Source organism: Labrys wisconsinensis (assembly GCF_030814995.1).
Classification (GTDB): Bacteria; Pseudomonadota; Alphaproteobacteria; order Rhizobiales; family Labraceae; genus Labrys; species Labrys wisconsinensis.
The window spans coordinates 61,925-88,059 of the sequence record NZ_JAUSVX010000015.1; the positions used below are offsets into that span (position 1 = coordinate 61,925).

24 protein-coding genes are annotated in these 26,135 nt (G+C 69.5%); 4 read left to right on the forward strand and 20 right to left on the reverse strand.

All coding sequences use genetic code 11. From position 1 onward, the window contains the following. The first annotated feature begins 36 nt into the window (after nt 1-36). Together QO011_RS30795 and QO011_RS30800 are read left to right on the forward strand one after the other, a co-directional pair. Nucleotides 37-1,620, forward strand: a complete 1,584-nt coding sequence (locus QO011_RS30795) for a sugar ABC transporter ATP-binding protein (RefSeq protein WP_307281031.1) — start codon at nt 37-39, stop codon at nt 1,618-1,620. Next, complete coding sequence (locus QO011_RS30800; RefSeq protein ID WP_307281032.1) at nt 1,620-2,585, forward strand: ABC transporter permease; 966 nt, start codon at nt 1,620-1,622, stop codon at nt 2,583-2,585. Before QO011_RS30795 ends, QO011_RS30800 begins: the two co-directional genes overlap by 1 nt. Before the next feature lie 6 nt (nt 2,586-2,591). Here the strand turns inward: QO011_RS30800 and QO011_RS30805 are convergent, their stop codons facing one another. From QO011_RS30805 to QO011_RS30815, 3 genes are all read right to left on the reverse strand, one after another. After that, nucleotides 2,592-3,305: a hypothetical protein gene (locus QO011_RS30805; RefSeq protein WP_307281036.1), complete on the reverse strand. Its 714-nt coding sequence runs from the start codon at nt 3,303-3,305 to the stop codon at nt 2,592-2,594. A gap of 215 nt (nt 3,306-3,520) precedes the next feature. Beyond that, a complete protein-coding gene (locus tag QO011_RS30810) occupies nt 3,521-4,000 on the reverse strand; it encodes an anthrone oxygenase family protein (protein ID WP_307281038.1) in 480 nt (159 codons plus the stop codon). Next, nucleotides 3,993-4,838, reverse strand: coding sequence for a Rossmann-fold NAD(P)-binding domain-containing protein (locus tag QO011_RS30815; protein ID WP_307281040.1), 846 nt, complete (start codon nt 4,836-4,838; stop codon nt 3,993-3,995). The genes QO011_RS30810 and QO011_RS30815 overlap by 8 nt, the downstream gene beginning before the upstream one ends. Nucleotides 4,839-4,919: 81 nt before the next feature. Here QO011_RS30815 and QO011_RS30820 point away from each other — a divergent pair, with 81 nt between their 5' ends. Next, entirely contained in the window at nt 4,920-5,573 is a 654-nt protein-coding gene (locus QO011_RS30820; RefSeq protein WP_307281041.1) for a TetR/AcrR family transcriptional regulator, read from the forward strand. Nucleotides 5,574-5,609: 36 nt separating this feature from the next. Here the strand turns inward: QO011_RS30820 and QO011_RS30825 are convergent, their stop codons facing one another. The 5 genes from QO011_RS30825 to QO011_RS30845 all read right to left on the reverse strand — a co-directional run bounded on the left by QO011_RS30825 (nt 5,610) and on the right by QO011_RS30845 (nt 11,508). Continuing rightward, entirely contained in the window at nt 5,610-6,719 is a 1,110-nt protein-coding gene (locus QO011_RS30825) for a hypothetical protein (RefSeq protein WP_307281044.1), read from the reverse strand. Between the two features lie 118 nt (nt 6,720-6,837). Then, nucleotides 6,838-7,782, reverse strand: a complete 945-nt coding sequence (locus tag QO011_RS30830) for an ABC transporter permease (protein ID WP_307281045.1) — start codon at nt 7,780-7,782, stop codon at nt 6,838-6,840. Beyond that, a complete protein-coding gene (locus QO011_RS30835; protein WP_307281048.1) occupies nt 7,779-8,837 on the reverse strand; it encodes an ABC transporter permease in 1,059 nt (352 codons plus the stop codon). The genes QO011_RS30830 and QO011_RS30835 overlap by 4 nt, the downstream gene beginning before the upstream one ends. Next, nucleotides 8,834-10,354 (reverse strand): ABC transporter ATP-binding protein, encoded by a 1,521-nt coding sequence (locus QO011_RS30840; protein WP_307281049.1) that lies wholly within the window; start codon nt 10,352-10,354, stop codon nt 8,834-8,836. Before QO011_RS30840 ends, QO011_RS30835 begins: the two co-directional genes overlap by 4 nt. 131 nt (nt 10,355-10,485) lie before the next feature. Continuing rightward, on the reverse strand, nt 10,486-11,508 hold the full coding sequence (locus QO011_RS30845) for a BMP family protein (protein WP_307281052.1): 1,023 nt from the start codon (nt 11,506-11,508) through the stop codon (nt 10,486-10,488). A gap of 436 nt (nt 11,509-11,944) precedes the next feature. On the opposite strand from QO011_RS30845, the gene QO011_RS30850 reads away from it, so the two are divergent. Continuing rightward, nucleotides 11,945-14,389 carry a penicillin-binding protein 1A gene (locus tag QO011_RS30850; protein WP_307281055.1) on the forward strand — a complete coding sequence of 815 codons (2,445 nt, stop codon included), beginning with the start codon at nt 11,945-11,947 and terminating at the stop codon, nt 14,387-14,389. Between the two features lie 10 nt (nt 14,390-14,399). Here QO011_RS30850 and QO011_RS30855 read toward each other — a convergent pair whose 3' ends face one another. The 12 genes from QO011_RS30855 to QO011_RS30910 form a co-directional block, all read right to left on the reverse strand. Next, nucleotides 14,400-14,696 carry a hypothetical protein gene (locus QO011_RS30855; protein ID WP_307281058.1) on the reverse strand — a complete coding sequence of 99 codons (297 nt, stop codon included), beginning with the start codon at nt 14,694-14,696 and terminating at the stop codon, nt 14,400-14,402. 154 nt (nt 14,697-14,850) lie between these two features. Further along, on the reverse strand, nt 14,851-15,543 hold the full coding sequence (locus QO011_RS30860) for a thioredoxin domain-containing protein (RefSeq protein WP_307281060.1): 693 nt from the start codon (nt 15,541-15,543) through the stop codon (nt 14,851-14,853). Between the two features lie 239 nt (nt 15,544-15,782). Further along, complete coding sequence (gene pstS / locus QO011_RS30865) at nt 15,783-16,868, reverse strand: phosphate ABC transporter substrate-binding protein PstS (RefSeq protein WP_307281062.1); 1,086 nt, start codon at nt 16,866-16,868, stop codon at nt 15,783-15,785. A gap of 118 nt (nt 16,869-16,986) precedes the next feature. Next, on the reverse strand, nt 16,987-18,576 hold the full coding sequence (locus QO011_RS30870) for an MFS transporter (RefSeq protein ID WP_307281064.1): 1,590 nt from the start codon (nt 18,574-18,576) through the stop codon (nt 16,987-16,989). A 251-nt stretch (nt 18,577-18,827) separates the two neighbouring features. Then, complete coding sequence (locus QO011_RS30875; RefSeq protein ID WP_307281065.1) at nt 18,828-19,856, reverse strand: Gfo/Idh/MocA family protein; 1,029 nt, start codon at nt 19,854-19,856, stop codon at nt 18,828-18,830. Between the two features lie 4 nt (nt 19,857-19,860). Further along, nucleotides 19,861-20,925, reverse strand: a complete 1,065-nt coding sequence (locus QO011_RS30880) for an ABC transporter permease (RefSeq protein WP_307281068.1) — start codon at nt 20,923-20,925, stop codon at nt 19,861-19,863. Beyond that, nucleotides 20,922-22,478: a sugar ABC transporter ATP-binding protein gene (locus tag QO011_RS30885; RefSeq protein ID WP_307281071.1), complete on the reverse strand. Its 1,557-nt coding sequence runs from the start codon at nt 22,476-22,478 to the stop codon at nt 20,922-20,924. The genes QO011_RS30880 and QO011_RS30885 overlap by 4 nt, the downstream gene beginning before the upstream one ends. Next, a complete protein-coding gene (locus QO011_RS30890; RefSeq protein WP_307281073.1) occupies nt 22,475-23,122 on the reverse strand; it encodes a DUF2291 family protein in 648 nt (215 codons plus the stop codon). The genes QO011_RS30885 and QO011_RS30890 overlap by 4 nt, the downstream gene beginning before the upstream one ends. A gap of 76 nt (nt 23,123-23,198) precedes the next feature. Next, nucleotides 23,199-24,140: a D-ribose ABC transporter substrate-binding protein gene (locus QO011_RS30895; RefSeq protein ID WP_307281075.1), complete on the reverse strand. Its 942-nt coding sequence runs from the start codon at nt 24,138-24,140 to the stop codon at nt 23,199-23,201. An 81-nt stretch (nt 24,141-24,221) separates the two neighbouring features. Next, on the reverse strand, nt 24,222-25,049 hold the full coding sequence (locus QO011_RS30900) for a phosphogluconate dehydrogenase C-terminal domain-containing protein (RefSeq protein WP_307281077.1): 828 nt from the start codon (nt 25,047-25,049) through the stop codon (nt 24,222-24,224). A gap of 106 nt (nt 25,050-25,155) precedes the next feature. Continuing rightward, nucleotides 25,156-25,539, reverse strand: a complete 384-nt coding sequence (locus QO011_RS30905; RefSeq protein ID WP_307281079.1) for a hypothetical protein — start codon at nt 25,537-25,539, stop codon at nt 25,156-25,158. A 111-nt stretch (nt 25,540-25,650) separates the two neighbouring features. Next, a complete protein-coding gene (locus QO011_RS30910) occupies nt 25,651-26,076 on the reverse strand; it encodes a DUF3597 domain-containing protein (RefSeq protein ID WP_307281081.1) in 426 nt (141 codons plus the stop codon). Nucleotides 26,077-26,135: the final 59 nt, after the last annotated feature.

The window sequence follows — 26,135 nt, forward strand, 5'->3', positions numbered from 1 at the left end:
CCGCCCGGACCTCCCGATGCATGATCCAGGGGACCGATGAGCGACACCGAGAGCGGCACGGTCGCGGCTTCCGATGCGAGCCTCGCCGTGCGCATGGCCGGCGTGTCCAAGCAGTTCGGCGGCGTGCGCGCGCTGGAGAGCGTCGACTTCGCCGTCCGCTTCGGCGAGATCCATGCGCTGCTGGGCGAGAACGGCGCGGGGAAGTCGACGATCCTCAAGATCCTGAGCGGCGTCCAGGCTCCCTCGGCCGGCACGGTGGAGATCGCCGGCTTGGCCGTGACCGACTTCACGCCCCGGGCGGCGCAGGCCGCCGGCGTGACCATGATCTTCCAGGAGACCAGCCTGGTGCCGACGCTCACCGTCGCGCAGAACATCTTCCTGACGCGGGAGGTCAAGGTCCACGGCCTGATCGACGACCGGGCGGCGGCGGCCAAGGCCCGGGACCTGTTCGCCGAGCTCGGCGTCGACATCGACCCGAACGCCGCGGTCGGCGAGCTCGGAGCCGGGCAGCGCCAGCTCACCGAGATCGTCAAGGCCTGGTCGCAGAACCCGCGCGTGCTCATCCTCGACGAGCCGACCTCGGCCCTGTCCGGCAACGAGGTGGAGCGGCTGTTCGCGCATGTGCGCCGCCTGAAGAGCCAGGGCCTCGCCATCATCTACGTCTCCCATCGCATGGACGAGATCTTCCGCCTGGCTGACCGCGCCACCATCCTGCGCGATGGCCGCCATGTCAGCACCGGCGCCATCGCCGGGATGACACTGGAAGGGATGATCGCCGACATCGTCGGCCGGCGCTCGCGCGGCTTCTCCGACGTCGCCCGGCACAAGGCCGAGATCGGCGAGGCCATCCTGGAAGCGCGCGGCCTGTCGGGCCGGCACAAGCCGCGCGACGTCGATCTCGTGCTGCGCCGCGGCGAGGTGGTCGGCATTGCCGGCCTGCTCGGCAGCGGCCGCTCCTCGCTCGCCCGGCTCCTCGCCGGCATCGAGCCGATCACCGCCGGCGAGATCCGCGTCCGCGGCCGGCCGATCGCCATCGCCAGCCCCCGGGACGCCATCGCCGCCGGCATCGCCCTGGTTCCCGAGGACCGCGGCCGCCAGGGCTTCGTCGCCGCCCATTCCATCACCAGCAACGTCGCCCTGCCCAACCTCGACCGTCTGTCCGACGCGGGGTGGGTCTCCGCCCGCCGCACCAACCGCCTGGTCGACGACGCCATCCAGCGCCTGCGCATCCGCACCCCGTCGCGCGACAACCCCGTGCGCAACCTCTCCGGCGGCAATGCCCAGAAGGTGGTGATCGCCAAATGGCTCGCCGCCGGGCTCGACGTGCTGGTGCTGGACGAGCCGACGGCCGGCATCGACATCGGCTCCAAGGCGGAGATCGTCACGCTGGTTCGCGAGCTCGCGCGCCAGGGCAAGGCCATCCTCGTGCTCTCCTCGGAGCTGCAGGAGCTGCTGGCGGCCTGCGACCGCATCCTGGTGATGTCGGAGGGGCGCATCGTGCGCGAGATCGCGCGGGACGAGCTCGACGACCCGGCGGAGTCCGCCGGGGGCGACGCCCTGCATCAGGCCGAGCAGCGGCTGCAGAAGGCGGTACAGCAAGCCAGAGGACATGCCGTTTGATGAGCGACCAGGCCGTTCCCAGTCCCGCCCGCCGCCTCCTCGCCAACTGGCGGCAGTACATCATCTATATCGGCTTTGCCGCCATCTTCGTGGTGTTCGCGGTGACGCTGGGCGAACGCGGCTTTCTCGATCCCAACAACCTGCTCAACATCGTGCGGCAGACCGCGATCATCGCCGTCATGGCCGTGTCCATGACCTTCGTGCTGAGCGCCGCCGAGATCGACCTGTCGGTCGGGGCCGTCGCCGGCCTCGCCTCGGTGGCGACCGCCATGGGCATCGACCATGGCGGGCTCGCCGGCGGCGTCCTGGCCGGACTTGCCACCGGCCTCATCGTCGGCAGCATCAACGGGGCGCTGACCACCATCGTCGGCATCCCCTCCTTCCTGACCACGCTCGCCATGATGGGCATCGCCCGCGGCACCGCGATGTGGATCAGCGGCACCGCGGCGATCCCGATCCTCGACCGCACCTATGCGGCGGTGTTCGGGGGCGGCAATCTCGGGACCGTGCCTTCGCTGCTGATCTGGATGGTGGTGCTCGGCGCCGTCGGCCATGTCGTGCTGCGGCGCACCAGCTTCGGGCGGCGGGTCCTGGCGACCGGCGGCAACGAGACCTCGGCCCGCTACAGCGGCGTCGACACGCGGTCGATCAAGTTCCGCGTGCTGCTGATCTCGGCTCTCGCCGCGGCCGTCGCCGGCATGCTTTATGCCGGCCGGCTGCGCTCCGGCCGCTTCCAGTTCGGCGAGGGCGACGAGCTGTCGGTGATCGCTGCCGCGGTGCTGGGCGGCACCAGCCTGTTCGGCGGCGCCGGCACGGTGATCGGCTCGATCATGGGCGCGCTGATGATCGGGCTGATCAACAACGGCCTGGTGCTGATGGGGCTGGAGTTCAGCCAGCAGCTGATCGCTCGCGGCGGCATCATCATCCTGGCGGTGGCGATCAGCCAGACCCGCGCCCGGCGCTGAGAGACGTCAGGGCTCGAATTCGAGCCCGTTGCCGATCTTGTCGAGCGTGAGCAGCGGCGCGGCCGGGATCCTGCTGCGCTTCACCAGCGAGGTGTCGGTCTCGATCGTGCCGGTGGCGACCTGCTTCACGTGCGTGAGATAGTTGATGCGGGTCTCGGTGAGGGCGCCGGTGTTGCGGGCGACCTCGGTCGAATCGTAGCCGATCAGCTGGAGCTGTCCCTGCCTGTAGCGCAGCGCATAGGTGTTGCGCTCCATGTCCCAGCTGCCCGCGGACGAGAAGAAGGAGACGCTGACCCGCAGCGTGCCGTGCGCGATGACGATGCCGCCGTTCGCCATCGGGTCCTCGAGCGTGGGCTCGATTCGGCGCGGGATCAGCGCATGATCCTGCGCCACCAGGGCGTAGCCGCCTTCCCGGCGGGCGATGGCCACGGCGAGGATGCGCGGGTTGGTGTCGAGCGCCTGCTCGCCGAGGCCGCCCTTGTTCGAGACGATGTTGTGCGGATCGGCGTCGTGCAGCACCAGCGCGAGGTCGGCCCGTCCGTCGCCGCTGAGGTCGCCGGTCGCCTCCGCCTCGAGCTTCCACCCCGGCGGCACGAGCCCCGCCTTGGTCGCCGCCGTCGCCGGCAGGGTGGGATAGGCGACGTCGGGAATGACGAGATCCTGGGCGCTTGCGCCCGAAGCGGCGAGGAACAGCAGGGCCGAGACGAGGCAGCTGCGCATGGCGGTCTCCCGGCCGGTCGGGCGGCGTGCCGTCTTCTAGAGCAAAGCGCGTTTGGGCGGAAACGCTGCTTTGCTGCAGCGGCTTGTTTCGATGCGTCCTTGCGGGTCTTGGTGTGTCCGCCAGATCGCAAACCGCCTAGGCACGCCGTCGCGGCGGCGTCGATCCGCTGGTGACGGGCGCAAGGCGGCCTGCCGTGCCTCGCTTTTCTGCCGCGCTACGGCACGGCGAGGATGCAAAGCACCGCTGCGAGCAGCGAGGCCGCCATGCGCACATGGTTCCAGAAGGTCCAGTCGACGAGATAGCGCTGCCACAGGCTCGCAGCGTCCGGCGTGCCCGGCTGGACCACGGCGAGCGCGTCGTTGAGCGGCACGTTGCACGCCATGGTCACGCCGATGCAGCCGACGAGATAGAGGAGGCCGGCGGCGATGACGGGCCAGCCTCCGCCCTGGCTCCACCACAGGACCGAGCCGGCGGCGAGCACCAGGCACACCAGCCCGGTGCCCATGAAGGCGAGCATGAACACCGGGTTGATCACCGTGATGTTGATCGACTGCATCGCCGCCACGCCCTGCTCTGGCGGCAGGCGGCCGAGCGCCGCCATCACGAAGCTGGAGAAGGCGAAGAAGATGCCGGCGACCAGGCCGCTGCCGATCGCGGCCGCGACGGTGAGGACGAGGAGCGCGCGCTCAGTCATGACGGCCTCCCCAGATGCCGGTGGCCGCAGCCGCCCGGGCGAAATCCGTAAAGTCGCGCGGCGGGCGGCCGAGTGCCTGCTGCACGCCTTGCGCCGTCGGGGCGTTGCGCCCGTCGAGCACGGTGGTGAGGAGGTGGAGGACGAGGTCGACGAAGATCTGCGGCACGCCCTCGCGGACGAGCGCGGCCCGATAGTCCTCGGGGCTCACCTGGACGAAGGCGATGTCGCGGCCGGTGGCGCGGGCGATCTCGGCCGCCGCATCGGCGAAGGTCAGCGCCCGCGGCCCGGTGATCTCATAGAGCCGGCCGGCATGTCCGGGGGCGGTCAGGGCCGCGACGGCGATGTCGGCAATGTCGTCGGCGTCGACGAAGGGCTCGGCCACCGCCCCGACCGGCAGGGCGAGAAGGCCGGCCCGGATCGGCTCGAGGAAGACGCTCTCGCTGAAGTTCTGGCAGAACCAGCTGGCGCGCAAGATCGTCCAGGGGACGCCGGCGGCCTGCAGCGCCCGCTCGGCGTTCTCCGCCTCCGGCTCGCCCCGGCCGGAGAGCAGCACCAGCCTCTCGACGCCGCTCGCCGCGGCCCGGCGGAAGAAGGCGTCGACGGTCTCCAGCGCACCGGGCACGGCGAGGTCCGGCTGGAACGCGACATAGGCCGATGTCGCGCCGGCCAGCGCCGCGTCCCAGCTCTCCCGCCTGTCCCAGTCGAAGGGCGGCGTGCCGGCGCGCGAGCCGATCCGCACCGCATGCCCGGCCCGCCGCAACCGCTCCGCGACCCGGCGGCCGGTCTTGCCGGTGCCGCCGAGCACGAGCGTGACGGAATCCTGCTTCTCGATTGCCATTGAGGTGTCCTCCGATTAATATGAGTAAGGCTCACATTCATGAAATGTGATAAACCCTCATATTGTGGAGGTCAAGGGCCCATGGCTGGTCGGAGAGGCGAGGCAGTGGAGCCGGGGGGGCAGGCCGGCGAGGCGGCCGCGGCCCGGCGCATGCCGGCGCAGCAGCGCAGCCGCGAGCGGCTGGAGCGCATCCTGGCGGTCGCCTCCGGGTTGATCGCCGAACGGGGCAGCGACCTCCTGCGCATGAGCGAGGTGGCGGAGCTCGCCGGAATCTCGATCGGCTCGCTCTACCAGTACTTTCCGGACAAGGGCGCGATCATCCGCGCCCTGGCGGACCGCTACAGCGCCGAAAGCCGGCGCTGCATCGAGGAGGCGCTTGCCGGCGTGCGCGACCTCGACGGCCTGCTCGCGGCCTTCGAAGGCCTGGTCGACCAGTACCACGCCATCATGCTGGCCGAGCCCGTGATGCGCGACATCTGGTCGGGCATGCAGGCGGACAAGCAGCTGATGGCGATCGAGCTTCGGGAGAGCCGGGCGATGGGCGCCCTGCTGGCCGAGGTCATGGCCCGCGTCCATCCCGCCATTGCGCCGGACCGCATCGCCGCCACCGCCTTCCTGATCTGGCAGCTCGGCGAGGCCACGATGCGCCTCGCCGTCTCGCTCGACCGCGCCGAGGGCGACGCGCTGGTCGCCGCCTACAAGCGCATGACCCTGCGCGAATTGGCGCAGCCGTGAGGGCCAGGCTCGGCGGCCCGTCTCCGACCTTGCCGATCAGCGCAGCAAGCCGGCATCGACAGCCAGTTGGCCTGCCTTGGTGAGTTGACCGCAGCGCCAGACGCTGCTGGCCAGAATCGAGCTCGCACCGGGTGCGCTGTTCCAGGCGAAGTAGAGCAGCCCGGCAAGTCTGCCTTGGCGGGCGTAGGGGCGGAAATCTCCGATGATCTCCTCGACGAGCCGCGCGCGCTGCGTATCGTCGACGGGACAGCCTGGGCTGTCGTTGTCGATGCCCCACTCCGTGACCCAGCACGGCTTTCCCCCGGCGCTTGCCCGGGGACGGCAATCGGCCAGATCGTATCGGGCGATACGCTCCCTTCTCAATGCGGCGGCGCTGTCATGCTTGGTATCGGGATAGATATGAACGGCATAGGCATCGACGAGATCATCCAGGCCGTGCGCGCGCAAATAGCTCAGCGTCGTATGGATGCCGACGATGTCGCCCTTGGCCCAGCCGGGAAGCGGCCCGTCGTCCTGATCGTAAGTACCGAGCCCCGCCGTCATGATCGGCGTCTGGCGGTTGAGCGCCGAGTGATCGCGGATATCCTTCAGCACCGCCAGGATCTTCAGATATTGGCGGAACCCTTGCGCAACGCGCCGTCCCTGCGGATCGCTTTCCAGATCGGCGGGGCCGAGCTGCCGGGCGCGGCCGGTGGGCCTGGCGAATTCGGGGTTGGTTCCCGAGAGATTGATCTCATTGCCGAGCTCGTAGCCCGCCAGAACGATTCCCTTGGCTTCCAGGCGGTCCATGATCGGCTGAAACGTCGCGCGGAACCGATCGGGATCGGCGGCGGAAAGCGGCGTTTTCCCGAAGGGGTCATAGCCGCCGAAATGGTAGATGAGCCATTCGATCCTGATGCCGTGCTTCCATGCCCGTTCGGCATAGTCGACGCCCTTGTCGTCGAGCGTGATGGAGGCCCGGATCACCGAAACGCCGGACGCGTGTATCGCATCCAGCATGGCGTCCTGCTCGGACGCGCCGAGGATGTAGGGATTGATGACGTTGACGCCGGCAACGACCGCGTCCCGGGCCTGCGCGGGCGAAGCCGACAGCAGGACCGCACCCAGGATGACGCCGGCAACGGCGATGATCTTGTCCCCTGCCATCATCGGACCTTCTGTGCCGCCGCCGGAAAGGACGGGGATTAAGAATCTGCCAATGTGGCTGCCGGATGGTGGGCTTCGAGCAAGGCCTGCCCGGGTCGGGGCAGGAGGTGTCCGTTCCCTACCGTTCCTCGCGCCGGAACGGCGTCAGCAGCGCGGCCGGCGCCACGGCGTTGCGCGAGACCAGCGCCATGGCGAGGATGGTGAGGAGGAAGGGCAGGATCAGGAACACCTCGTAGGGAATGTGCCCGAGGCCGCTCGCCTGCAGGCGCAGCTGCAGCGCGTCGATCGCGGCGAACAGCAACGCCGCCCCGGCGCAGCGCCAGGGGTCCCAGCGCCCGAACACCACCAGGGCGATCGCCACCCAGCCGCGTCCCGAGATCACGCCGAAGGTGAAGGCGTTGAACTGCGCCATGGAGAGGAAGGCGCCGGCCACCCCCATCAGCGCGCCGCCGAGCATCACCGCCTGGAAGCGCATGGCGAGGACCCCGACGCCGGCCGAATCCGCCACGCGCGGGTTCTCGCCCACCATGCGCAGCGCCAGGCCCCAGGGGGTGCGGTAGAGCAGGAAGGCCGAGAGCGGCACGGCCAGGATCGCCGCATAGACCAGGACGAACTGGTTGAACACCGCCGGGCCGAGCACCGGGATCTCCGACAGCCAGGGGATCGGCACGGTGGCAAAGCCCTTGATGCTGGGCGGCGTCGACTGCTGGCCGAAGATGAGGCGGAACAGGAAATAAGCCAGGCCCGTCGAGAACAGGGTGAGCCCGATGCCGGCGACGTGCTGGCTGAGGCCGAGCGCCACGGTGAGCACCGCGTGCAGGAAGCCGAGCGCCGCGCCGGTGGCGATCGCCGCCGCGACGCCGATCCAGGGATCGCCGGAAAAATAGGCGGCGGAGAAGCCGGTCATCGCCGCGATCAGCATGATGCCTTCGATGCCGAGATTCAGCACCCCGGCGCGCTCGGAGATCATCTCGCCGAGCGTGGCGAAGAGCAGCGGTGTCGCGATCCTCACGATGGCGGCGAGGAAGCCGACCTGGAAGATCTGGTCGAGCACGGCGCTCATGCTGCGGCTCCGGCCCGGCGGATGCGGTGCGTGGTGAACAGCAGCGCCACCAGCATGGCGATGAGGGCGGTGCCCTGCAGCACGTCGGCCAGGAACACCGGCACGCCGGTCGACCGCGACATCGCCTCGGCGCCGGTCATGACGATAGCGAAGAAGATCGCCGCCGGCACGACGCCGAGCGGGTTGAGCCGCGCCAGCATGGCGATGACGATGCCGCTGTAGCCGAATCCCGGCGACAGGTCGCTCATCACCTGGAAATGCACACCGCCGACCTCGCCGACGCCGGCGAGGCCCGCCAGCCCGCCCGAGATCAGCGCCGTGGCGACGAGCACCCGGCCGACCGCGATGCCGCCATAACGCGCGGCGGCCGGGTTTTCGCCAGTGACGCGGATGCGAAAGCCCAGCGTGGTCCGCGCCATCAGCACCCAGACGAGGCCCGCGGCGATGAAGGCGGCGGCGACGCCGAGATGCAGCCGCGTGCCGGTGATCAGGCGCGGCAGCGCCGCCGCATCCTCGATCGGCGGCGAGATGGGATAGCCGCTGAACGGGTCCTTCCACGGCCCCTCGATCAGCGCCATGACCGCGTAGAGCACGACCGAGTTGAGCAGCAGCGAGGTGACGACGTCGTCGACCTTGAGCTTCACCCGCAGCAGCGCCGGCACCAGCGCCACCAGCCCGCCGGCCGCCGCGCCGGCCAGCGCCATGGCCAGCATGGCGAGCGGGCCGGGCATGGGAATGGCGCCAACGAAGGCGGCGGCGACGGCCCCGGCCATCAGCTGCCCCTCCGCGCCGATGTTCCAGAACCGGGCACGGAAGGCGACGGCGACCGCAAGGCCGGTGAAGATCATCGGCGCCGCCTTGACCAGCGTCTCCGTGGCATTGAACTGCGACCCCAGCGCCCCGGCGAGCATCAGCCGATAGGCTTCGAGCGCGTTGGCGCCGGCGAGCGCGATCAGGCCGCTGCACAGTACCAGCGTCGCCGCCACCGCGGCGAGCGGCAGCGCGAGGCCCAGCCAGGGCGCCGCATCGCTGCGTGCCTCGAGCTTCCACCTCATGCCGCCTCCCTCACGCCGCTCATCAGGAGGCCGATGCGGGCAACCGTCGCCTCGGAGGCGTCGAGCACGCCGGCGATTTTGCCCTCGTAGAGCACGGCGATGCGGTCGGAGAGCGTCAGCAGCTCCTCCAGGTCCTCGCTGATCACGACGAGGCCGCAGCCCCGCGCACGCAATGCCAGGAATTTTTCGTGGACGAAGCGCGTCGCGCCGATGTCGAGGCCCCGCGTCGGCTGCGCCGCCACCAGCACGGCCGGATCGAGCGCCAGCTCGCGCGCCAGCAGCGCCTTCTGCAGGTTGCCGCCGGAGAGCGCGCCGGCCCGCACCATCGGTCCCGGGCAGCGGATGTCGAAGGCGCGGATCTGCTCCTGCGCAAAGGCGAGGATGGCGCCGGGCTTGAGGAGACCGCCGCGGCTGAAGGCCGAGGTGCCGATGCGCGGCAGCACCAGGCTGTCGGCGAGCGGCAGGCTGGTCACCAGCCCGTCGGTCATCCGGTCCTCGGGGATGCGCCCGACGCGGCGGGCCATCATCGCGTTCGGGGTGAAGCGCTTGATGGTCTCGCCGCGCACCGTCACGCCGCCTTCGCTCGGCGTGATCATGCCGGCGATCACCCCGGCGAGCGCCGTCTGGCCGTTGCCGGAGACGCCGGCGATGCCGACGATCTCGCCGGCGCGCACGGAAAGGCTCGCGCGCCGGAGCGGCATGCCGGCATGGCCCGCGGTCGAGATGCCGTCGAGGGCGAGGACGACGTCTCCCTTCGTCGCCGGCGGTCGGACGGGCGGCACGATCTCCTGGCCGCACATCAGCCGCGCCATCGCCGCCGCGCTGGTGTCGGCAGGGGCCTCGATCTCGCCGGCGACGCGGCCGTGGCGCAGCACCAGGCAGCGGTGGGTGAGCGCACGCACTTCGTTCAGCTTGTGCGAGATGAAGATGATGCCGAGCCCCTGCGCCGCCATGGCCCGCAGCGCGGCGAACAGGCCGTCGACCTCGGCCGGGGTCAGCACCGCCGTCGGCTCGTCGAGGATCAGGATGCGCGCGCCCCGGAGCAGCGCCTTGACGATCTCCAGGCGCTGCTGCTCGCCGATCACGAGCGTCGAGACCGGCCGGTCCGGGTCGAGGGCGAGGCTGAACTGCCGCTCGATGCGGGCAAGGCCGTCCAGTCCGCCGGTCCGGTCGAGCCGCCCGCCACGGCCGGGCAGGCCGACCAGCAGGTTGTCGAGCACGCTGAGGCGCGGCGCCAGGTGGAAATGCTGGTGCACCATGCCGATGCCGGCCGCCAGCGCGTCCGCCGAGCGGGCAATGGTCAGCGGCCGGCCCTCGACGGCGATGGTGCCGGCATCGGCGCGGTAGGCGCCGAACAGGATGTTCATCAGCGTCGTCTTGCCGGCGCCGTTCTCGCCGAGCAGGCCGAGGATCTCGCCGCGCCCCAGCGTCAGGTCGACGTCGACATTGGCGGGAATGCCGGAGAAGCTCTTGCAGATGCCGCGCATCGCGACGAGCGGGGACGGGAAGGGCGGCATGGAGAGGAACGCTCGTGAGCTTTCAGGCGGCCACCGGCCGTGCAGACCGACGGCCGGGCATGACTGCGGTTGCTGCAGCCGACGGTGCGCAGGCGCCGGGATCGCGGCTGCGGCAACCCGTCGGGCGTCGGTCAATCCGAGACCGGCGTCGCCTCGTCGACGTCGACCCGGAAATTGCCGTCGAGGATCTCCGCCTTGCGCTTCTCGACGAGGTCCTTCACCTCGGCCGGCAGCTTGCTCTCGAAGGCGCCGTAGGGCGCGAGGTAGGAGCCGCCCTTGCCCATGCGCGAGAAGTCGCCGTAGTCCTGCGCCGTGAACACGCCGGCCTTCACCAGCTTGATCGCCTGGGCGACGGTCGGGTACATGTCCCAGACCGGGCCGGTGATCACGGTGTCGGGGGCCAGGCTCGACTGGTCGGACATGTTGGAGATGGCGAGGATCTTCTTGTCCGCCGCCGCCTCGATCACGCCGAAGCGCTCGGCATAGATCACGTCGACGCCGGCATCGATCTGCGCGATCGCCGCCTCCTTGGCCTTGGGCGGGTCGAAGAAGGAACCGATGAAGGTCACCTTCTTCTTGACGGCCGGATTAGCCTCCTTGGCGCCGGCGAAGAAGGCGTTGACCAGCCGGTTGACCTCGGGAATGCCCATCGCCGCCACCGCGCCGACCGTGCCGGACTTCGACATCTTGCCGGCGATCAGGCCCGAGAGATAGGCCGGCTCGTGGATCCAGTTGTCGAACACGCCGAAATTCGGCTCGGCCGGCCCGGCGCCGGAGCCGAACAGGAAGGCGACGTTCGGAAACTCCTTGGCAGTGCGGCGCGACTCACGCTCGGCGGCGAAGGCGTCGCCCAGCACCAGCTGCATGCCGCCGGTGGCATATTCGCGCATGACGCGGCCGAAATCGGCGGCCTGCACCTTCTCCGACCATTTGTACTCGATGCCGAGCTCCTTCTCCGCCTTCTGCAGGGCGACGTGGATCTGGTGGTCCCACGGCTCCTCGATCGGCGTGGCGAAGATCGCGGCGACCTTGAGCTTGGCGTCCTCGGCGCGGGCGCGGATCGGCGGGGCCGCGGCGATGAGCCCCAGGCCGCCGGCCACGATCACGCGTCGGCGCGTCCACCCCGCGCCATGGTCCCCATTGCCCCTCGTCATGGTCTTGCCCCTCTGTTCGCAGCTGGATGTGCCGGAGGTTCTGCGGCCGCTGGCGCGCCTCCAATCCGCCCAGTGTGGCGGCCGCCTCCTGTCTTGTCCAGATGGTCAAATGAGGAGGGCGGCGTGGCGCGGCTGGGATAAGGACGTCGCGGCGGTCGCAGGGGCGTCATCTCTGGAGCCGGCCGTCGTCATGCCGAACAAAAGGTCAACCGCCTCCGGGATGTTGCGCCGCCATCGCCAGTCGTATCCGCGACCCGCACCGGTGCGGCTTCTCCGGTCGCGGCGTTGTTGCGGCGATGACGCGGTGCCGGTGGAATCGTCGGCCGATCCCGGGGAAAAGCGCCTGCATCCACGAAAAGGACTCACTCCGCCGCGATGGATTGGCGCAACAAGGGGCGGGCGCTGAGGGACAAGGCACTATCTGATCGGCACGCGCATGCTTCGACTCTGGGTCCGTCTTCTCGCCTTCCTCTTCGCCGTGATCTCCATGGTGGCGCTGTCCGCCGCCGCCGTCCTCGGCTCGGTGCTGGCCGACTTCGACCGCGAGCTGCCCGACTATGGCGGGCTGAAGAGCTACGAGCCGCCCGTCATGACGCGCGTGCACGCCGCCGACGGCTCGATCCTGGCCGAATATGCCCATCAGCGCCGCCTGTTCCTGCCGATCCAGGTGGTTCCCAAGCTGGTGATCGGCGCCTTCCTGTCGGCGGAGGACAAGAACTTCTATTCCCACCCCGGCGTCGATCCCGCCGGCATGCTGCGGGCCGTGTTCATCAACCTGCGCAACCGCGGCTCGGGGCGCCGGCCCGAGGGCGCCTCGACCATCACCCAGCAGGTCGCCAAGAACTTCTTCCTCACCAACACGGTCTCCTACCGGCGCAAGCTGGAGGAGGCGCTGCTCGCCTTCCGCCTGGAGGAGGCCTATTCGAAAGACAAGATCCTCGAGCTCTACCTCAACCAGATCTATCTCGGTTCCGGCAGCTACGGCATCGCCGCCGCCTCGCTGGACTATTTCGGCAAGCCGGTGAGCGAATTGTCGGTGGCGGAGGCCGCCTATCTCGCGGCCCTGCCCAAGGCGCCGAACAACTACAACCCGGTGCACGACCACGACGCCGCCATTGCCCGGCGCGACTGGGTGATCGGGCAGATGGCCGAGAACGGCTACATCACCGCGGCCGAGGCCCGGGCGGCCCAGGACACGCCGCTGACCGCCTCGGCCCACCACCAGGATCCGGCCGGCGTCGCCCAGGCCGACTATTTCGCCGAGGAAGTGCGCCGGCAACTGCTCGACCGCTACGGCGAGGACCGTCTCTACGAGGGCGGGCTGTCGGTGCGCACCACGCTCGATCCGCGGCTGCAGCACGAGGCGCGCACCGCCCTGGTCGACGGGCTGGTACGCTGGGACCAGCGCGAGGGCTATCGCGGCCCGGTCGCCAACCTGCCGCTCGGTGACGACTGGGCCGCCGCCCTGGCCGCACAGAAAGGGCTCGACGACATCGCGCCCTGGCGCCTCGCCATCGTGCTGGACGCGGGGGCGGACCACGCCCGCATCGGCCTGAAGCCGCAGGCCCCGACCTCCGGCCCGAGCACCGAGCCCGAGACAGGCACGCTCGACCTCGCGGGCGTCGCCTGGGCCCATTGGGCGAGCGGGCCGCTGCGCGGGCGGCGCATCACCCGTGTCAGCGACGTGGTCAAGACCGGCGACGTCGTCTATGTCGAGCCGACGAAGGGGGGCACCTATGCCCTGCGTCAGGTTCCGGAGATTTCCGGCGCGTTGGTGGCCATGGATCCCTTCACCGGCCGGGTCCTGGCCATGGTCGGCGGCTTCTCCTTCGACCAGAGCAACTTCAACCGCGCCACCCAGGCCTATCGCCAGCCCGGCTCCTCCTTCAAGCCGTTCATCTATGCGGCGGCGCTCGACAACGGCTACACGCCCTCGACCCTGGTGCTCGACGCGCCGATCGAGATCGATCCCGGCGGCGGCCAGCCGCTCTGGCGCCCCGTCAACGACGGCGGCAAGTATTACGGTCCCCGCACCCTGCGCTTCGGCCTGGAATGGTCCCGCAACGTCATGACCGTGCGCCTGGCCGAGGACATGGGCATGCCGCTGATCGCCGACTATGCCAGGCGCTTCGGCATCTATGACGACATGCCGCCCTATATCGCCATGTCGCTGGGCTCGGGCGAGACGACGCTGATGCGCATGGCCACGGCCTATGCCATGCTCGCCAATGGCGGCCGGCAGCTGAGCCCCACCCTGATCGACCGCATTCAGGACCGCTGGGGCGAGACGATCTACCGCCACGACCAGCGGATCTGCCAGGGATGCGACGCCGCGGCCTGGCAGGGCCAGGACGAGCCCCGCCTGATCGACGATCGCCAGCAGGTGCTCGATCCGCTCACGGCCTACCAGATCACCTCGATGCTGGAGGGCGTGGTGCAGCGCGGCACCGCCACCGTGCTCAAGGCGCTCGACCGGCCGATCGCCGGCAAGACCGGCACCACCAACGAGTCCAAGGACGTCTGGTTCATCGGCTATACCCCGCACCTCGTCGCTGGCGTCTATATCGGCTACGACACGCCGCGCGCGCTGGGCTACGGCGCGACCGGCGGCCATGTGTCGGCGCCGATCGTCGGGGAGTTTCTGCGCGCGGCCCTGGCCGGCAAGCCGGCCGAGCCCTTCCCGATCCCGCCCGGCATCAAGCTGATTCCGGTGGATGGCGCCACCGGCCTGCGCACCGCCGACGCCGGCGGCGGCTCGATCCTCGAGGCCTTCAAGGTCGGCACCGCGCCGCCGGAGACCTACAGCGTCATCGGCAGCGGCGGTGCCGAAGGCCAGTCGGAGGAGCGGCCGGTGGTGATGGGGACGGGCAGCCTCTATTGAGCGCCGCCTCTCAGACGCCGGGATGGTCCGGCCCGATCCAGCGCTGGGTCAGGCTCCAAAGGGCGCTGCCGAGCAGCGCCAGCACCAGCACCGAGGCGGCGGCGATGGCGATGAAGTGCATCGGCGCGCGCTCGGGGGTGATCCAATGCCAGTCGCTCGTCGCGCCATGGCCGATGGTCCGCACCACGTAGACGTCGTCGTAGACGGCGATGTTGTAGAGGTTCCACAGGGCATAGCCGAACAGCAGCCACCCTGCGACCACGGTGAGGAACCAGCGCCAGGTGGTCCGACGGCTATCGGCTTGCATCGCGGCACTCGATCTTGGTGTTCATCTCGTCCCCTGCGGGCGCCCGGTCGGGGCGCGGCGGCGATTTTTCCAACGAAACGGTTCCGGGATCAATGGGGGACCCCGAGGTGCAAGCAGATTCGGAAGAGCCTGCCTGGCGGACTGCCCATGCCGGTTAGCTCGTGCAGTCGATGACGCCGCATTTGCGCACCGCCCCCACCATGCCCATGATGGCGTTCTGGCCGGGATAGCCGATGATCCCGGCATCGGAGATCACGAAGGACGGCGTGGCGTCGAAGCCGATCTGGTCGGCCAGGCCGATATGGGCGGCGATGTCCTTGTCCAGGGCGGGGGCGGCGGCCGCGGCCTCGATCGCAGGACGCGGCAGGCCCATGGCCGCGGCCAGGTCGAGCGCGCGCGCGCCCGTGGCGACGCCTTTCTGCAGGATCAGCTTCTTCTGGAACGCCTCGGCCGTCGCGCCGCCGTGCAGCCTGTGCACGGCGAGCTCGACCTTCGCCGCCTCCACGGAGAAGGGCGAGAGCACCGGGATGTTCACGAAGGAGAGGCGGATCCGGCCATCCTCGGCCGCGAGCGCCCGCAGTTCGGGAGCCGCGCGGCGGCAGGTCGGGCAATTGTAGTCGAAGAACTCGACCATGGTGACGGTGGCATCCGCGGCCGAGCCGGAGATCAGGCCGGGCAGGCCCTGGACCGCATTCATGAGATCGGCCGACAGGTGCAGGTTGGGCACCTGCCCGCCGTCGTCACCCCGGACGGTGTACCAGTAGTCCGCTCCCTGCGCTCTTGCGGGCCCGGTCAGCGCCAGCCCGGTGGCGCCGACGATGCCGGCCAGGAAGCTGCGTCTGTGCATCGCTCTTCGTTCCCTGTGACAGGATGATGCTTCCGGTCTGGCGACCGGCGGCGCGGACAAGGCACGGCATTCTTGTCCGAAGCATGGCCGAGATGGGCAGTCGAGATGGACATGATAGAGGCCGGCACGATGCCGGCAAGCCGCCCTCGTTCACGGACTCCGGTCGGGCGAGCCTTGCGAGCAATCCGGGCAAACCCCGCCCCGTGCGGGCGGGGCGGGCTTCGTGCCGGGCGCCGACGTCAGTGGATGGCTTCGATCTGATCGTGGCTCAGCACCCAGATATGGGCCGGCAGGGCGATGAAGTGGGCATCATCCAGGTATTTTTCATTGGTCTCGTCGGGGGCGATGGCCCACAGCAGGAATTTCCTGATCGCCTCGGCGGTCGCCGGGCTGGCCTGCCTGGTCGAGACAACGGCGTATTCGTAGTTGACGAGGGGATAGGCGTTGGCGCCAGGCGCGTTGACCAGGGTCAGGCGCTCGTCCGCCGGCGTCCTGGGCGTCAGCGAAGCGGCGGCCGCCGCGATCGTCTCGGGCGTCGGCAGGAGGAACTCCCCCGAATAGCTCTTCAGCATCGCGGTGCCGAGCCCGGCCTTGGCGATCTCGCCGTGGAGGCTGACGCCGAGATAGGTGATGGCATAGGGGGTCTGCTGCACCACCTGCAGCACGCCGAGATTGCCGTCCGCGCTCTTGGCGCCCGGCACCTCCGGCCAGGCGATCGACGTGTCGTAGCCCAGGCTGTCCTCCCACGACGGCGTGGAGAACGTCAGGTACTGGGTGAAGACGAAGGTATCGCCCGACCCGTCGGCCCGATGGACCGGAACGATGTCGTTGTGCGGCAGCGCCACGCCGGGGTTGAGGGCCGTGATCGCCTTGTCGTCCCATTGGCGGATGGTGCCGGCATAGATGGCCGCGAGCGTCGGGCCGTCCAGCTTCAGGTTTGCCGCATTGAGTCCGGGGAGGTTGTAGTTGACGGTCAGCGCCGAGATCGCCATCGGCACGTTGATGATCTCGGGTGTCCGCCTCTGCTGGCTGTCCGACATGTAGGCATCCGACGTGCCGATCTGCGCGGCGCCCGAGATCGCCTGCTCGAGGCCGACGGCCGATCCGGTGCCGTTGGTCGTGATATGCACGCCCTGATGGGTCCTGGCATATTCGGACGCCCAGACGGTGAACAGGGGATAGAGCAGGGTCGAGCCGGTCTCGACCAGGGTGAGATCTTCGGCCTGCGCTGGCACCGACGGCCCCGCGGCGAGGCCGAGGACGAGCGCGGCGGCGAGGGCGCTGGCGCGCACGACCGGGCGCGGCGAGTTCTGGCGGTTGATCACGCGCAATCTCCTCTTTGACGGCCGAGCGTCCTGCCCTCTCGCGCCGGGGACGGCAGCCGCGGTGTGCTTTTGTGTCGTTTGGATCCCGCCGTCGCGGCCCGCCGCCGCGCCCGGCCCGTCATCCCTCGAGCCGGTCGAGGTTCACGCCGGTTGTCTCGATCCGGAAGAGCCAGGTGACCGCCGCGCCCAGGATCGAGACCACGATCAGCCCGTAGAGCAGGGCCTGCGTGCCGATCGCCACGAGGAGGATCGGGAACAGGAAGGCGGTGGCGACGGCGCCGATCTTGGCGAAGGCCGCCGCAAAGCCCGCGCCCTTGCCGCGGATCGCCGTCGGAAAGACCTCGCCCGCCAGGAGATAGGTCTGGGCGTTCGGGCCCAGATTGGTCATGAAGTTGAACAGCATGAAGCCGGCGAAGATCAGAAGGGTCTGTGTCCCGCCGGTGAAGTTCGAGGACAGCGATGCCAGGAACAGGCCGACGGCGCAGCCGAAGAAGCCGAGGATCTGGAGCGCGATCCGGCCGACGACGTCGGCCAGCAGAACCGCGAAGATGATGCCGACGATCAGCAGGGTGGTGATCAGGGCGGCGCCCTTGGCGGCGGTGATGTCGTTGGCGATCAGGTCCGCGACGCTGCGGACATGGTCGGAATTGGCGCCGACCGCGGCGGCCAGGATCGTCGGCGTGAAGATGCCGATGCCATAGGTGCCGAGGTCCTGCAGGAACCATGGAACTGAAGCCAGGATCGTCGCGCGCCGGTTGGTCTTGTTGAACAGCGCCGCGAAGGTCTGCTTGGATTGATGACCCTCGACGGCCTGGCCCTCGCGGGCCGCGAGCTTGATCTCGGCGGGATATTGCGGCTTGCGCACCAGCAGCCGTTTCACCGCCAGCTCGGCCTTGTCGACATGGCCCCGCGCCGACAGCCAGTTCGCGCTCTCGACGATATAGAAGCGCCCGATCGTCACGAGGACGGCCGGGATGATCGCCGACGCGAACATCCAGCGCCACGCGCCGATCTCGGGCAGGGTCGAGAGGACGAGATAGCCGATCGCCGTGCCGCCGAGGGCGCCGACGGCCTGGAACGCGAACGCGCCCAGCACCAGCTTGCCCCGGCTGGTGCTCGGGATGCTCTCGGAAATGATCATATGCGCCGTCGGATAGTCGCAGCCCAGCGAAAGGCCGATCCCGAACAGGCAGATCACCAGGAAATAGACATTGGTGCAGAAGATGAGCGCCACGAGGAAGGCGACGAAGATCACCATCTCCGCGACGAACATCGGCTTGCGGCCGAAGCGGTCGGACATGCCCCCCAGGGCGACGGCGCCGACGAGGATGCCGAACAGGCTGGCAGCGGTGATGACGCCGTGCCACGCCGCGCCGATGTTGAACTCGCTCGACAGCAGGGGAAGGGCCACGCCGGTCATGAAGACGACGAAACCTTCGAAGAACTTGCCGGCGGCGGCGAGCGACCAGATCAGCCATTGCATGCCGGTCATCGGAGCCGCGAGAAGCCGGGTCCCGTCAGCCCACATCGGCAATTCGTCGATGTGATCCTGCACCGATTTTGATCGAGACGGGCTGTTCAAGGGGTACGCAGTGGTTTCGACCATGATGCGGCTTTCCTTCTGGCGAAGTACTGGCAAGCTGTTGGCATGACGTAACGTCAGAAATTCACGGGAGAACGGCGCGTCGGCAGGGGCTGATGTTCCCACGACTTGACGCGGGGCCGATCAGGACTAACCGTTTGTTGCGCTCTCATTTGACAGTGGGATGACAGCCGTTCGGCATTCTCATCATATCGCAAGCCGGATCGATCGATGCGGGCTCGGAGCCCGTCCGGCAAGCCGGCATCCCCGCGGCCGAGGCGCGGGTCGATGCCATGGCGCGGTGATCGCAAGGCGTGCCCGTGGGACCCGGGCCGCGATGCGCCTGGCGCTTGGGGACGCCCGGCCGTCGCGCGTCCTCAGATCTCGGCCAGATCCACCGGCTCTCCGCTTGCGGCGCCCTGATAGGCCGCCTCGACCAGGGCCAGGGTCTTCAAGTTGTCGTGTCCCGAGGTCGCCGACTCGCGGCCGACGCGGAGGCAGTCGATCCAGTGCTGCTGGATGGCCGCGACGCTCTCCTGGATATTGTGCCAGGGGCGCGAGGCCCAGGGCAGGAGCCTGGGAGACACGTCCAGGTGGCGTGTGCCGTCCCGTCCGGTCACGGTCATGTGATAGCCCTGCGCCAGGCGGATCGAGCCCTCGCTGCCGTCGATCTCGACCAGCGTCTCCGGGAAGGGCTCGACCGCGAGCTTCGTCGCATAACTGCAGTCGACGATCGAGGTCGTGCCGTTCTCGTGGTCGAGCAGCATGGTGGCGACGTCCTCGCCCCGGATCGCCGGGTTGACCCGACGCAGCCGCGCCGTGAGCCGCGTCACGTCGCCGAGCAGGAAACGGGCGATGTCGAGACTGTGGATGCCGAGATCCTCGACGATGAAGCGCTTGCCTTCGGCGAGATAGGGCTGGCCGCTGAACACGTCATAGGCCGAGCGGAAGGAGATGCGGCCGAAGAAGGGCGTGCCGATGGCGCCGCTGTCGATCGCGGCGCGCACCGCCTGGATCGGGCTCTGCCAGCGGAAATTCTCGTGCACCATCAGCGGCACGCCGGCGGCCTCGCAGGCCGCGACCATGGCGCGGGCGTCGGCCATGCCGGCGGCGAACGGCTTCTGGCAGATCACCGGCACGCGGTGGCGCGCCGCCAGCTCCACCAGCGGGCGATGGCTCGCCACCGTGGTGGCGATGTCGACGAAATCGGGCTTTTCCGCCGCCAGCATCGCCTCGGCGTCGGCGTAGCGCGCGGCGATGCCGAACTGGTCGCCGACGGCTGCCAGCCGGGCGGGATCGCGGTCGCAGATCGCCGTGATGCCGGCGCCGGCGATGTCGCGCCAGGCATGCATCTGGTTGACCGCGAAGAAGCCGCAGCCGATCAGGGCGCCCCGAAGCTCCGTCATGATCTCACCCGAGCCTGGCCATCTGGCGCAGCGCCACGCGCTGCTGCAGCCGGCGCTGCGCCTGGTCCACCACCACGGCGACGATGATCACCAGGCCCTTGATCACCATCTGCCAGAACGAGGAGACGCCCATCATCACGAGGCCGTCGGAGAGGATGCCGATGACGAAGGCGCCGACGATGGTGCCGCCGATCGTGCCGCGCCCGCCCGACATCGAGGTGCCGCCGAGCACGGCCGCGGCGATGGCGTTGAGCTCGAAGCTCTCGCCGGTGGCAGGATGCGAGGCCATCAGCTCCGACGAGATGATCAGGCCGACGATGGCCGCGCAGAAGCCGGAGAACATGTAGACGAACATCTTGACCCGCGAGACCCGCACGCCGGACAGGCCCGCCGCCCGCTCGTTGCCGCCGACCATGAAGATGTGGCGGCCGAGCGGGGTGGAGCGGGCGATGTAGGCGGCGGCCAGCGCCACCACCACCAGGATCCAGATCGACAGCGGCAGGCCGAGGATCTGGCCGGAGCCGATCAGGCCGTAGCCGGTGGTGCCGAGATCCTCGCGGCCGACCAGGTTGGGGAAGGTGCGCCCGTCCGAGGAGAGCAGCGCCAGGCCGCGGGCGACATAGAGCGTGCCGAGCGTGGCGATGAACGGAGCGACGTTGAGCCGGGTGATCAGGAGGCCGTTGATGGCGCCGATGACCACGCCGACCCCGAGCGTGATCAGGACCACCTCGACCACGTTGAAATAGACGGTGTAGCCGATCGGCAGCGCCAGGCCGTTCAGCACCAGCCCGCCCGCCACCATGCCGCACAGGCCGACGATCGAGCCGACCGAGAGGTCGATGCCGCCGGTGACGATGACGAAGGTCATGCCCATGGCCAGGAAGGCGTTGAGCGCCACGTGCTTGGACATCAGCACCAGGTTGGCGGTGCTCAGGAAGTTCGGCGCGGCAAAGGAGAAGAAGATCAGCACCGCGAACAGCGCGATGAAGGTGCGCAGCTTCATCAGGTTCAGTGCCAGCGATCCACCACCGGCGGCGGGCTGCGTCCTCGTATCCTGTGCGGCGGTCATGCGGTCCCTTCCCCAGAATGCGTGGCGGCCGGCCCGTGCCCGAGCGCGGAGGCGGCGACGACCAGCGCCTCGGTCGCCTCGGCGCGGTCGTAGAGGGCGGTGAGGCGTCCGTTGCTCATCACCGCGATGCGGTCGGACAGCGCCATCACCTCGTCGAGGTCGGAGGTGACGAAGATGATGCCGAGGCCGCGTGCCGCCAGCCTGCGCATGGTGCGGAACACGTCGGCCTTGGCCCCGACGTCGATGCCCCGGCTCGGCTCGTCCATCAGCAGCACCTTCGGCCCGGTCATCAGCGCCTTGCCGATCACCACCTTCTGCTGGTTGCCGCCGGAGAGCGATGAGACCTCCAGGGCCGGGTCGGCGACCTTGATGGAGAGGTCGCGGATGGCGTGCCCGACCGCAGCCTGCTCGCGGTCGGCGCGGATGTGGAAGCCGGCGGCGAGGAATTTCGCCAGGCTCGCCATGGTCAGGTTGGCGGCGACCGAGAGGATGGTGACCAGGCCCTCGCGCTGGCGGTCCTCCGGGATCAGGGCGAGGCCGCGCCGGATCCGCCCGGTGACGTCGCGCTCCTTGACCGGCCGGCCGTCGATGAACAGCCGGCCGGTGGCATGGCGATGGCGGCCGATGATGCAGTCGAGCAGCTCGCTGCGCCCGGCGCCCATCAGGCCGTAGACGCCGAGGATCTCGCCCTGGCGCACCGACAGCGAGACATGGTCGACGGCATAGCCGCCCGTCATGCGCGGCAGGCAGATATCCTCGGCCCGCAGCGCCTCGGCGCCGAGCGGGCGGTCCTCGGTCTTGGCGAAGTCCTTGGCGTCGGAGCCGATCATCTGGCGCACGATCCAGGCGACGTCGACGTTCTTCATCGCCTCGCGGCCGGTGATGCGCCCGTCGCGCAGCACGGTGATGAAGTCGCCGATGCGGATCAGCTCCTCCAGCCGGTGCGAGATATAGACGATGGCCACGCCGCGCGCCTTGAGGTCGGCGATGACGCGGAACAGGATCTCCACCTCGGCGGCGCTGAGGGCCGAGGTCGGCTCGTCCATGATCAGGATGCGGGCATCCTGCGCCACCGCCTTGGCGATCTCGACCAGCTGCTGCTGGCCGATGCGCAGGTCCTCCACCGGCGTCTTCGGGTCGATGCCGGTCTCCAGCCGCTCCAGGAACTCGGCCGCGCGGCGCTCCTGCGCGCGATGGTCGATGCCGCGCACGTCGCGGGTGATCTCGCGGGCGGCGAAGATGTTCTCGGCCACCGAGAGGTTGCCGAACAGGTTGAGCTCCTGGAACACCATGCCGATGCCGTGCTTCACCGCGACGCCCGGCGTCGGGAAGACCACGGGGCGGCCGTCGAGCAGGATGCGCCCGAGGGTGGGCTGCTCGACGCCGGCGATGATCTTCATCAGCGTCGACTTGCCGGCGCCGTTCTCGCCGACCAGGACGTTGACCGCGCCGCGGCGCACGTCGAAATCGGCCTGCTTCACCGCGACCGTGCCCGAATAGACCTTGCTGACCCCCTCGAGCCGGAGGACGACGTCGTCTGGCGCCTCCGTCATGACGCGGGGTCCAGGCTGATCAGGGCCGGGGTGAGCAGCGGCGCCTCGCCGGGCTTGGGCGGCGGGAAGGCGCCGGTGACGGTGAGCGAGCGGCCGACCAGGCCCTCGCGCGGCAGCTTCGACAGGCTCTGCCGGTCGACATAGGTGTTGAACGCCTTGCCGAACCGGGCGAAGGCCGTCTGGTCGGTGAAGCTGTTGAACGTGACGAAGTCGAGCGCGTCGCGCAGCACCGTGCCGCGGATCACCGGCCCGATCTGCACGGTGACGTCGGCCTTGCCGTCGCCGTCGGTGTCGACGCCGACCGTCGCCGCCCGCGTGCCGGTATCGGCCGAGACGATGCGGCCCTTGACCATTGCCATGTAGGTCCACGGCGCGTTCGGCTGCTCGCGATAGCCGTATTGGCGGCCGGCCTCGTCGGGATTGCCGCGCACCGCGGCGATCACCTCGGCGAAGGGCTTGGCCTTGCCCTCGAAGTAGGGGACGAGCTTGGCGTCCCAGAGGTCGGCGACCATCCGGTCGGGGTCGAAGGCGGCCGCGGCCTGGTCCTGCCCGGCCTGGACGTCGGCCGTGCGCACGATCTTGCAGCCCGGGAGCGCGAGGCCGGCGATGACGGCGGCAGTCAGGGTGAGGCTGCGCGAGGGCATCGTCGGCAACTCCGGAACATCACGAGGCGCGACGAAGGGAGACGGGCGCGGGCCGGTCCCCCTTCGGACGCCGCCGTCAGTTGGTCAGCGAGAAGGTCTCGAGCTTGCCGGCATTGTCGGCGTTGACCAGCACGCAGTCCATCAGCTGCTTTTCCTGGGCCGGGGCCTTGCCGGTCTTGATATAGGCGTCGGCCTGCTCGACCGCCATCTGCGCCTGGGCATAGGCCGGCTGCAGCACGGTCGCCTTGATGCCGCCCTGCTTGATGGAGTCGCGCACGTCGTTGGAGCCGTCGAAGCCGACGACGATCACGTCCTTGCGCCCGGCCGCGGCCAGCGCGGCATAGGCGCCCATGGCCATGGTGTCGTTGCCGGAGATCACGCCCTTGATGTTCGGGTTGGCCTGCAGGATGGTCTCCATCTTGGAATAGGCTTCCGGCTGGCTCCAGTTGGCCGACTGCTGGGCCACCATCTTCAGGTCGGGATAGTCGTCGATGACGTCGTGATAGCCCTTGGAGCGCACGCCGGCGTTGGTGTCGGACTCCTTGCCGACCAGCTCGACATAATTGCCCTTCTCGCCCATCAGCTTGACGAACTCCTGCGCGCCGAGCTGGGCGCCCTGGTAGTTGTTCGAGACGATCTGCGCCACGGCGACGCCGGTGGCGGTGATCTCGCGATCGATCAGGAAGGAGGGGACGCCGGCGTCCTTGGCCTTCTTGACCGCGGCGACGGTGGCGTCCGCGCCGGCATTGTCGAGGATGATGGCCTTGGCGCCGCGGGCGATGGCGGTGTCGATCAGCTGGGACTGCTTGTTGGCGTCGTCGTCGTGCACCAGCACGAGCGTGTCGTAGCCGAGCGCCTTGGCCTTGGCGGCGGCGCCGTCGGCCTCGGCCTTGAAGAAGGGATTGTCGTGCGAGGGGGTGATGATGGCGATCAGGTCCGCCGCCATCGCGCCGGCGCCCGTGCCGAGCACGAGCGCGCCGGCGAAGGCCGCGCCCATCAGGATGCGCTTCAAGGTCATGGTGTTCCTCCCGTATCAGTCGTCGGATCGTATCTTCGATCTTGGGCAGTGCAGACGCGGGGTTGGCCCCCCGCCCCGTTCTCAGGTGATGCGCCGGATCGAGTCGGCGATCTCCTGGGGCTCGAACACCCGCTTCCAGTCCGGCTGCATCAGCGCCGGCTTGCCGAAGGCGATGGCCTTGTTGCAGGCATCGGAGAACACGCCCTCGACCTCCTTGAAGATCACGGCGCCGAGCACGTTCATGTGGCCGAGCAGGAAGTCGCGCGCCGCCTCGGGGGGCACGCCGCGCGCCACCACCTCGTCCATCGCCTCGCGCATCACGTCGAGCAAAGTGGCGCAGACGGTCTCGGACAGGCCGGGCTCGAGCAACGCCATCTGCTCGACCGTGACGCGGTGCGAGCGCATCACCGGCGCCCAGATCACCTTGGCGATCTCCTCGCCGAGGGCATAGGCGCTCTCCGGCCCCTGCATCAGGGCGTTGACGATGTGCTGCTTGGCGGCGATGCCGCCGAAATGGTCGTTCCTGGCCGCCAGCTCCGTCTCGTCGTTGAAGATCGGCGGATGGCAGGGATGGGTGACGAAATAGGTGAGGTCCGCGCGCTCGGGCAGGTGCCCGGCGAAAGGCGCGGCGGCATCCAGCGCGATCACCATGGTGCCCGGCTTCAGCGCGGAGGCGATGCCGGCGGAGACCTTGCCGATCAGCGTGTCCGGCACCGCCAGGATCACCACCTCGGCCCCGTCCAGCGCCGCCTCGGGCGCGACGCAGTCGATGCCGAGCCAGGTCTTCAGCCGCTGCTGCCCGGCCTCGCTCACCTCGACATGGCGGACCGCGAAGCGCGACCCCTTGAGGTTGGTGGCGAGGCGGTAGCCCATCTTTCCACCCGCGCCGAAGAGTGCGATCGCCGTCATGATTGCTGTCGTCCTGTCACAGAGTCAGGAGGTGCTAGCGCAACTGGTATGATGAGTCAATCAGCATGCCGATGCCGGCGAACGGCTTCGCTGCCGCCGGAGGCATCTAGGAGCGCGGCCGTGCCGTCGCCGGCACCGGGTGCATCTCCAGGTCGGGCGTGTTGTCCCACCGAGCCACGCCGGTGCGCAGGTCGATCTCCAGATCGAAGCGGCGCGGCTGGGTGGCGGGATCGCCGGGGCAGCCGTCGCCATGGCGCTCGAGCACGCCGACATCGGCGCGCCCGGCGGGGCTGTCGTCGCGGTAGACCAGGGTCGAGCAGCGCAGCTCGCCGGCCGTGAGCAGGTGATGACGCGCGATCACCCGCTCGGCGGCGTGCAACGCGGTTTCCTCGCGGCCGAGACGGGCGGCGAGCGCGTCGGCCGGATTGCAACCGAGGCCGATGACGGCCAGGGCCGCACCGGCGAGGCCGGCCAGGAAAGGTCTGCGCATGCGCGGCTCCGGCGGACGAACGGGGTCACCCTGCCTCGTTGCGGCGCGGCGGCCTGTTCCGCGCGGCACCGGCTTCGGCCGCCGCATCGCGTGCGGCGGCCGAAGCCGTCGTCAGTGCTTCAGGCTGTCCGGCACCTTGCCGCCGCTTTCCGCCAGCTTCTGCATCACCTGCTTGATCAGCCAGACGTTCATCGTGGCGGTATCGTTGGTGTCGCCGGTGTAGTTGAGCTCGCCGGCCAGCTCCTTGCGGGCGGTCAGGCTGCTGTCGAGGCCGAGCAGCTTGAGGAGGTCGACGATCGACTGGCGCCAGTTGAGCGGCTGGCCGGCCTTGGCAGCGAGGTCGGTGAGGATCGCCTCGACGTCGACGGGTGCGGCCGGGGCGGAGCTGGTCGGGGGCGCGCTGGTGGCGGGAGCGCTCGACGGGGCAGGGGCTGCCGGTGCGGCCGGCGCCGGAGTCGCCTGGGCGACGGTCGTGGACGCGGCCGGAGTGGCGGCGCTTCCGAAGATCTTGGCTTTGATCGACGCGAAAAGTCCCATTGGGTCCTCCTGATCGCTTGTGCCGGCGGACGGGCGGCGCGAAGGCGTGCTGCATCTGC

Coding starts and splice junctions, on each gene's coding strand:
- QO011_RS30795 (WP_307281031.1), top strand. CDS start 37: ATGAGCGACACCGAGAGCGGCACGGTCGCGGCTTCCGATGCGAGCCTC.
- QO011_RS30800 (WP_307281032.1), top strand. CDS start 1,620: ATGAGCGACCAGGCCGTTCCCAGTCCCGCCCGCCGCCTCCTCGCCAAC.
- QO011_RS30805 (WP_307281036.1), bottom strand. CDS start 3,305: ATGCGCAGCTGCCTCGTCTCGGCCCTGCTGTTCCTCGCCGCTTCGGGC.
- QO011_RS30810 (WP_307281038.1), bottom strand. CDS start 4,000: ATGACTGAGCGCGCGCTCCTCGTCCTCACCGTCGCGGCCGCGATCGGC.
- QO011_RS30815 (WP_307281040.1), bottom strand. CDS start 4,838: ATGGCAATCGAGAAGCAGGATTCCGTCACGCTCGTGCTCGGCGGCACC.
- QO011_RS30820 (WP_307281041.1), top strand. CDS start 4,920: ATGGCTGGTCGGAGAGGCGAGGCAGTGGAGCCGGGGGGGCAGGCCGGC.
- QO011_RS30825 (WP_307281044.1), bottom strand. CDS start 6,719: ATGGCAGGGGACAAGATCATCGCCGTTGCCGGCGTCATCCTGGGTGCG.
- QO011_RS30830 (WP_307281045.1), bottom strand. CDS start 7,782: ATGAGCGCCGTGCTCGACCAGATCTTCCAGGTCGGCTTCCTCGCCGCC.
- QO011_RS30835 (WP_307281048.1), bottom strand. CDS start 8,837: ATGAGGTGGAAGCTCGAGGCACGCAGCGATGCGGCGCCCTGGCTGGGC.
- QO011_RS30840 (WP_307281049.1), bottom strand. CDS start 10,354: ATGCCGCCCTTCCCGTCCCCGCTCGTCGCGATGCGCGGCATCTGCAAG.
- QO011_RS30845 (WP_307281052.1), bottom strand. CDS start 11,508: ATGACGAGGGGCAATGGGGACCATGGCGCGGGGTGGACGCGCCGACGC.
- QO011_RS30850 (WP_307281055.1), top strand. CDS start 11,945: ATGCTTCGACTCTGGGTCCGTCTTCTCGCCTTCCTCTTCGCCGTGATC.
- QO011_RS30855 (WP_307281058.1), bottom strand. CDS start 14,696: ATGCAAGCCGATAGCCGTCGGACCACCTGGCGCTGGTTCCTCACCGTG.
- QO011_RS30860 (WP_307281060.1), bottom strand. CDS start 15,543: ATGCACAGACGCAGCTTCCTGGCCGGCATCGTCGGCGCCACCGGGCTG.
- QO011_RS30875 (WP_307281065.1), bottom strand. CDS start 19,856: ATGACGGAGCTTCGGGGCGCCCTGATCGGCTGCGGCTTCTTCGCGGTC.
- QO011_RS30880 (WP_307281068.1), bottom strand. CDS start 20,925: ATGACCGCCGCACAGGATACGAGGACGCAGCCCGCCGCCGGTGGTGGA.
- QO011_RS30885 (WP_307281071.1), bottom strand. CDS start 22,478: ATGACGGAGGCGCCAGACGACGTCGTCCTCCGGCTCGAGGGGGTCAGC.
- QO011_RS30890 (WP_307281073.1), bottom strand. CDS start 23,122: ATGCCCTCGCGCAGCCTCACCCTGACTGCCGCCGTCATCGCCGGCCTC.
- QO011_RS30895 (WP_307281075.1), bottom strand. CDS start 24,140: ATGACCTTGAAGCGCATCCTGATGGGCGCGGCCTTCGCCGGCGCGCTC.
- QO011_RS30900 (WP_307281077.1), bottom strand. CDS start 25,049: ATGACGGCGATCGCACTCTTCGGCGCGGGTGGAAAGATGGGCTACCGC.
- QO011_RS30905 (WP_307281079.1), bottom strand. CDS start 25,539: ATGCGCAGACCTTTCCTGGCCGGCCTCGCCGGTGCGGCCCTGGCCGTC.
- QO011_RS30910 (WP_307281081.1), bottom strand. CDS start 26,076: ATGGGACTTTTCGCGTCGATCAAAGCCAAGATCTTCGGAAGCGCCGCC.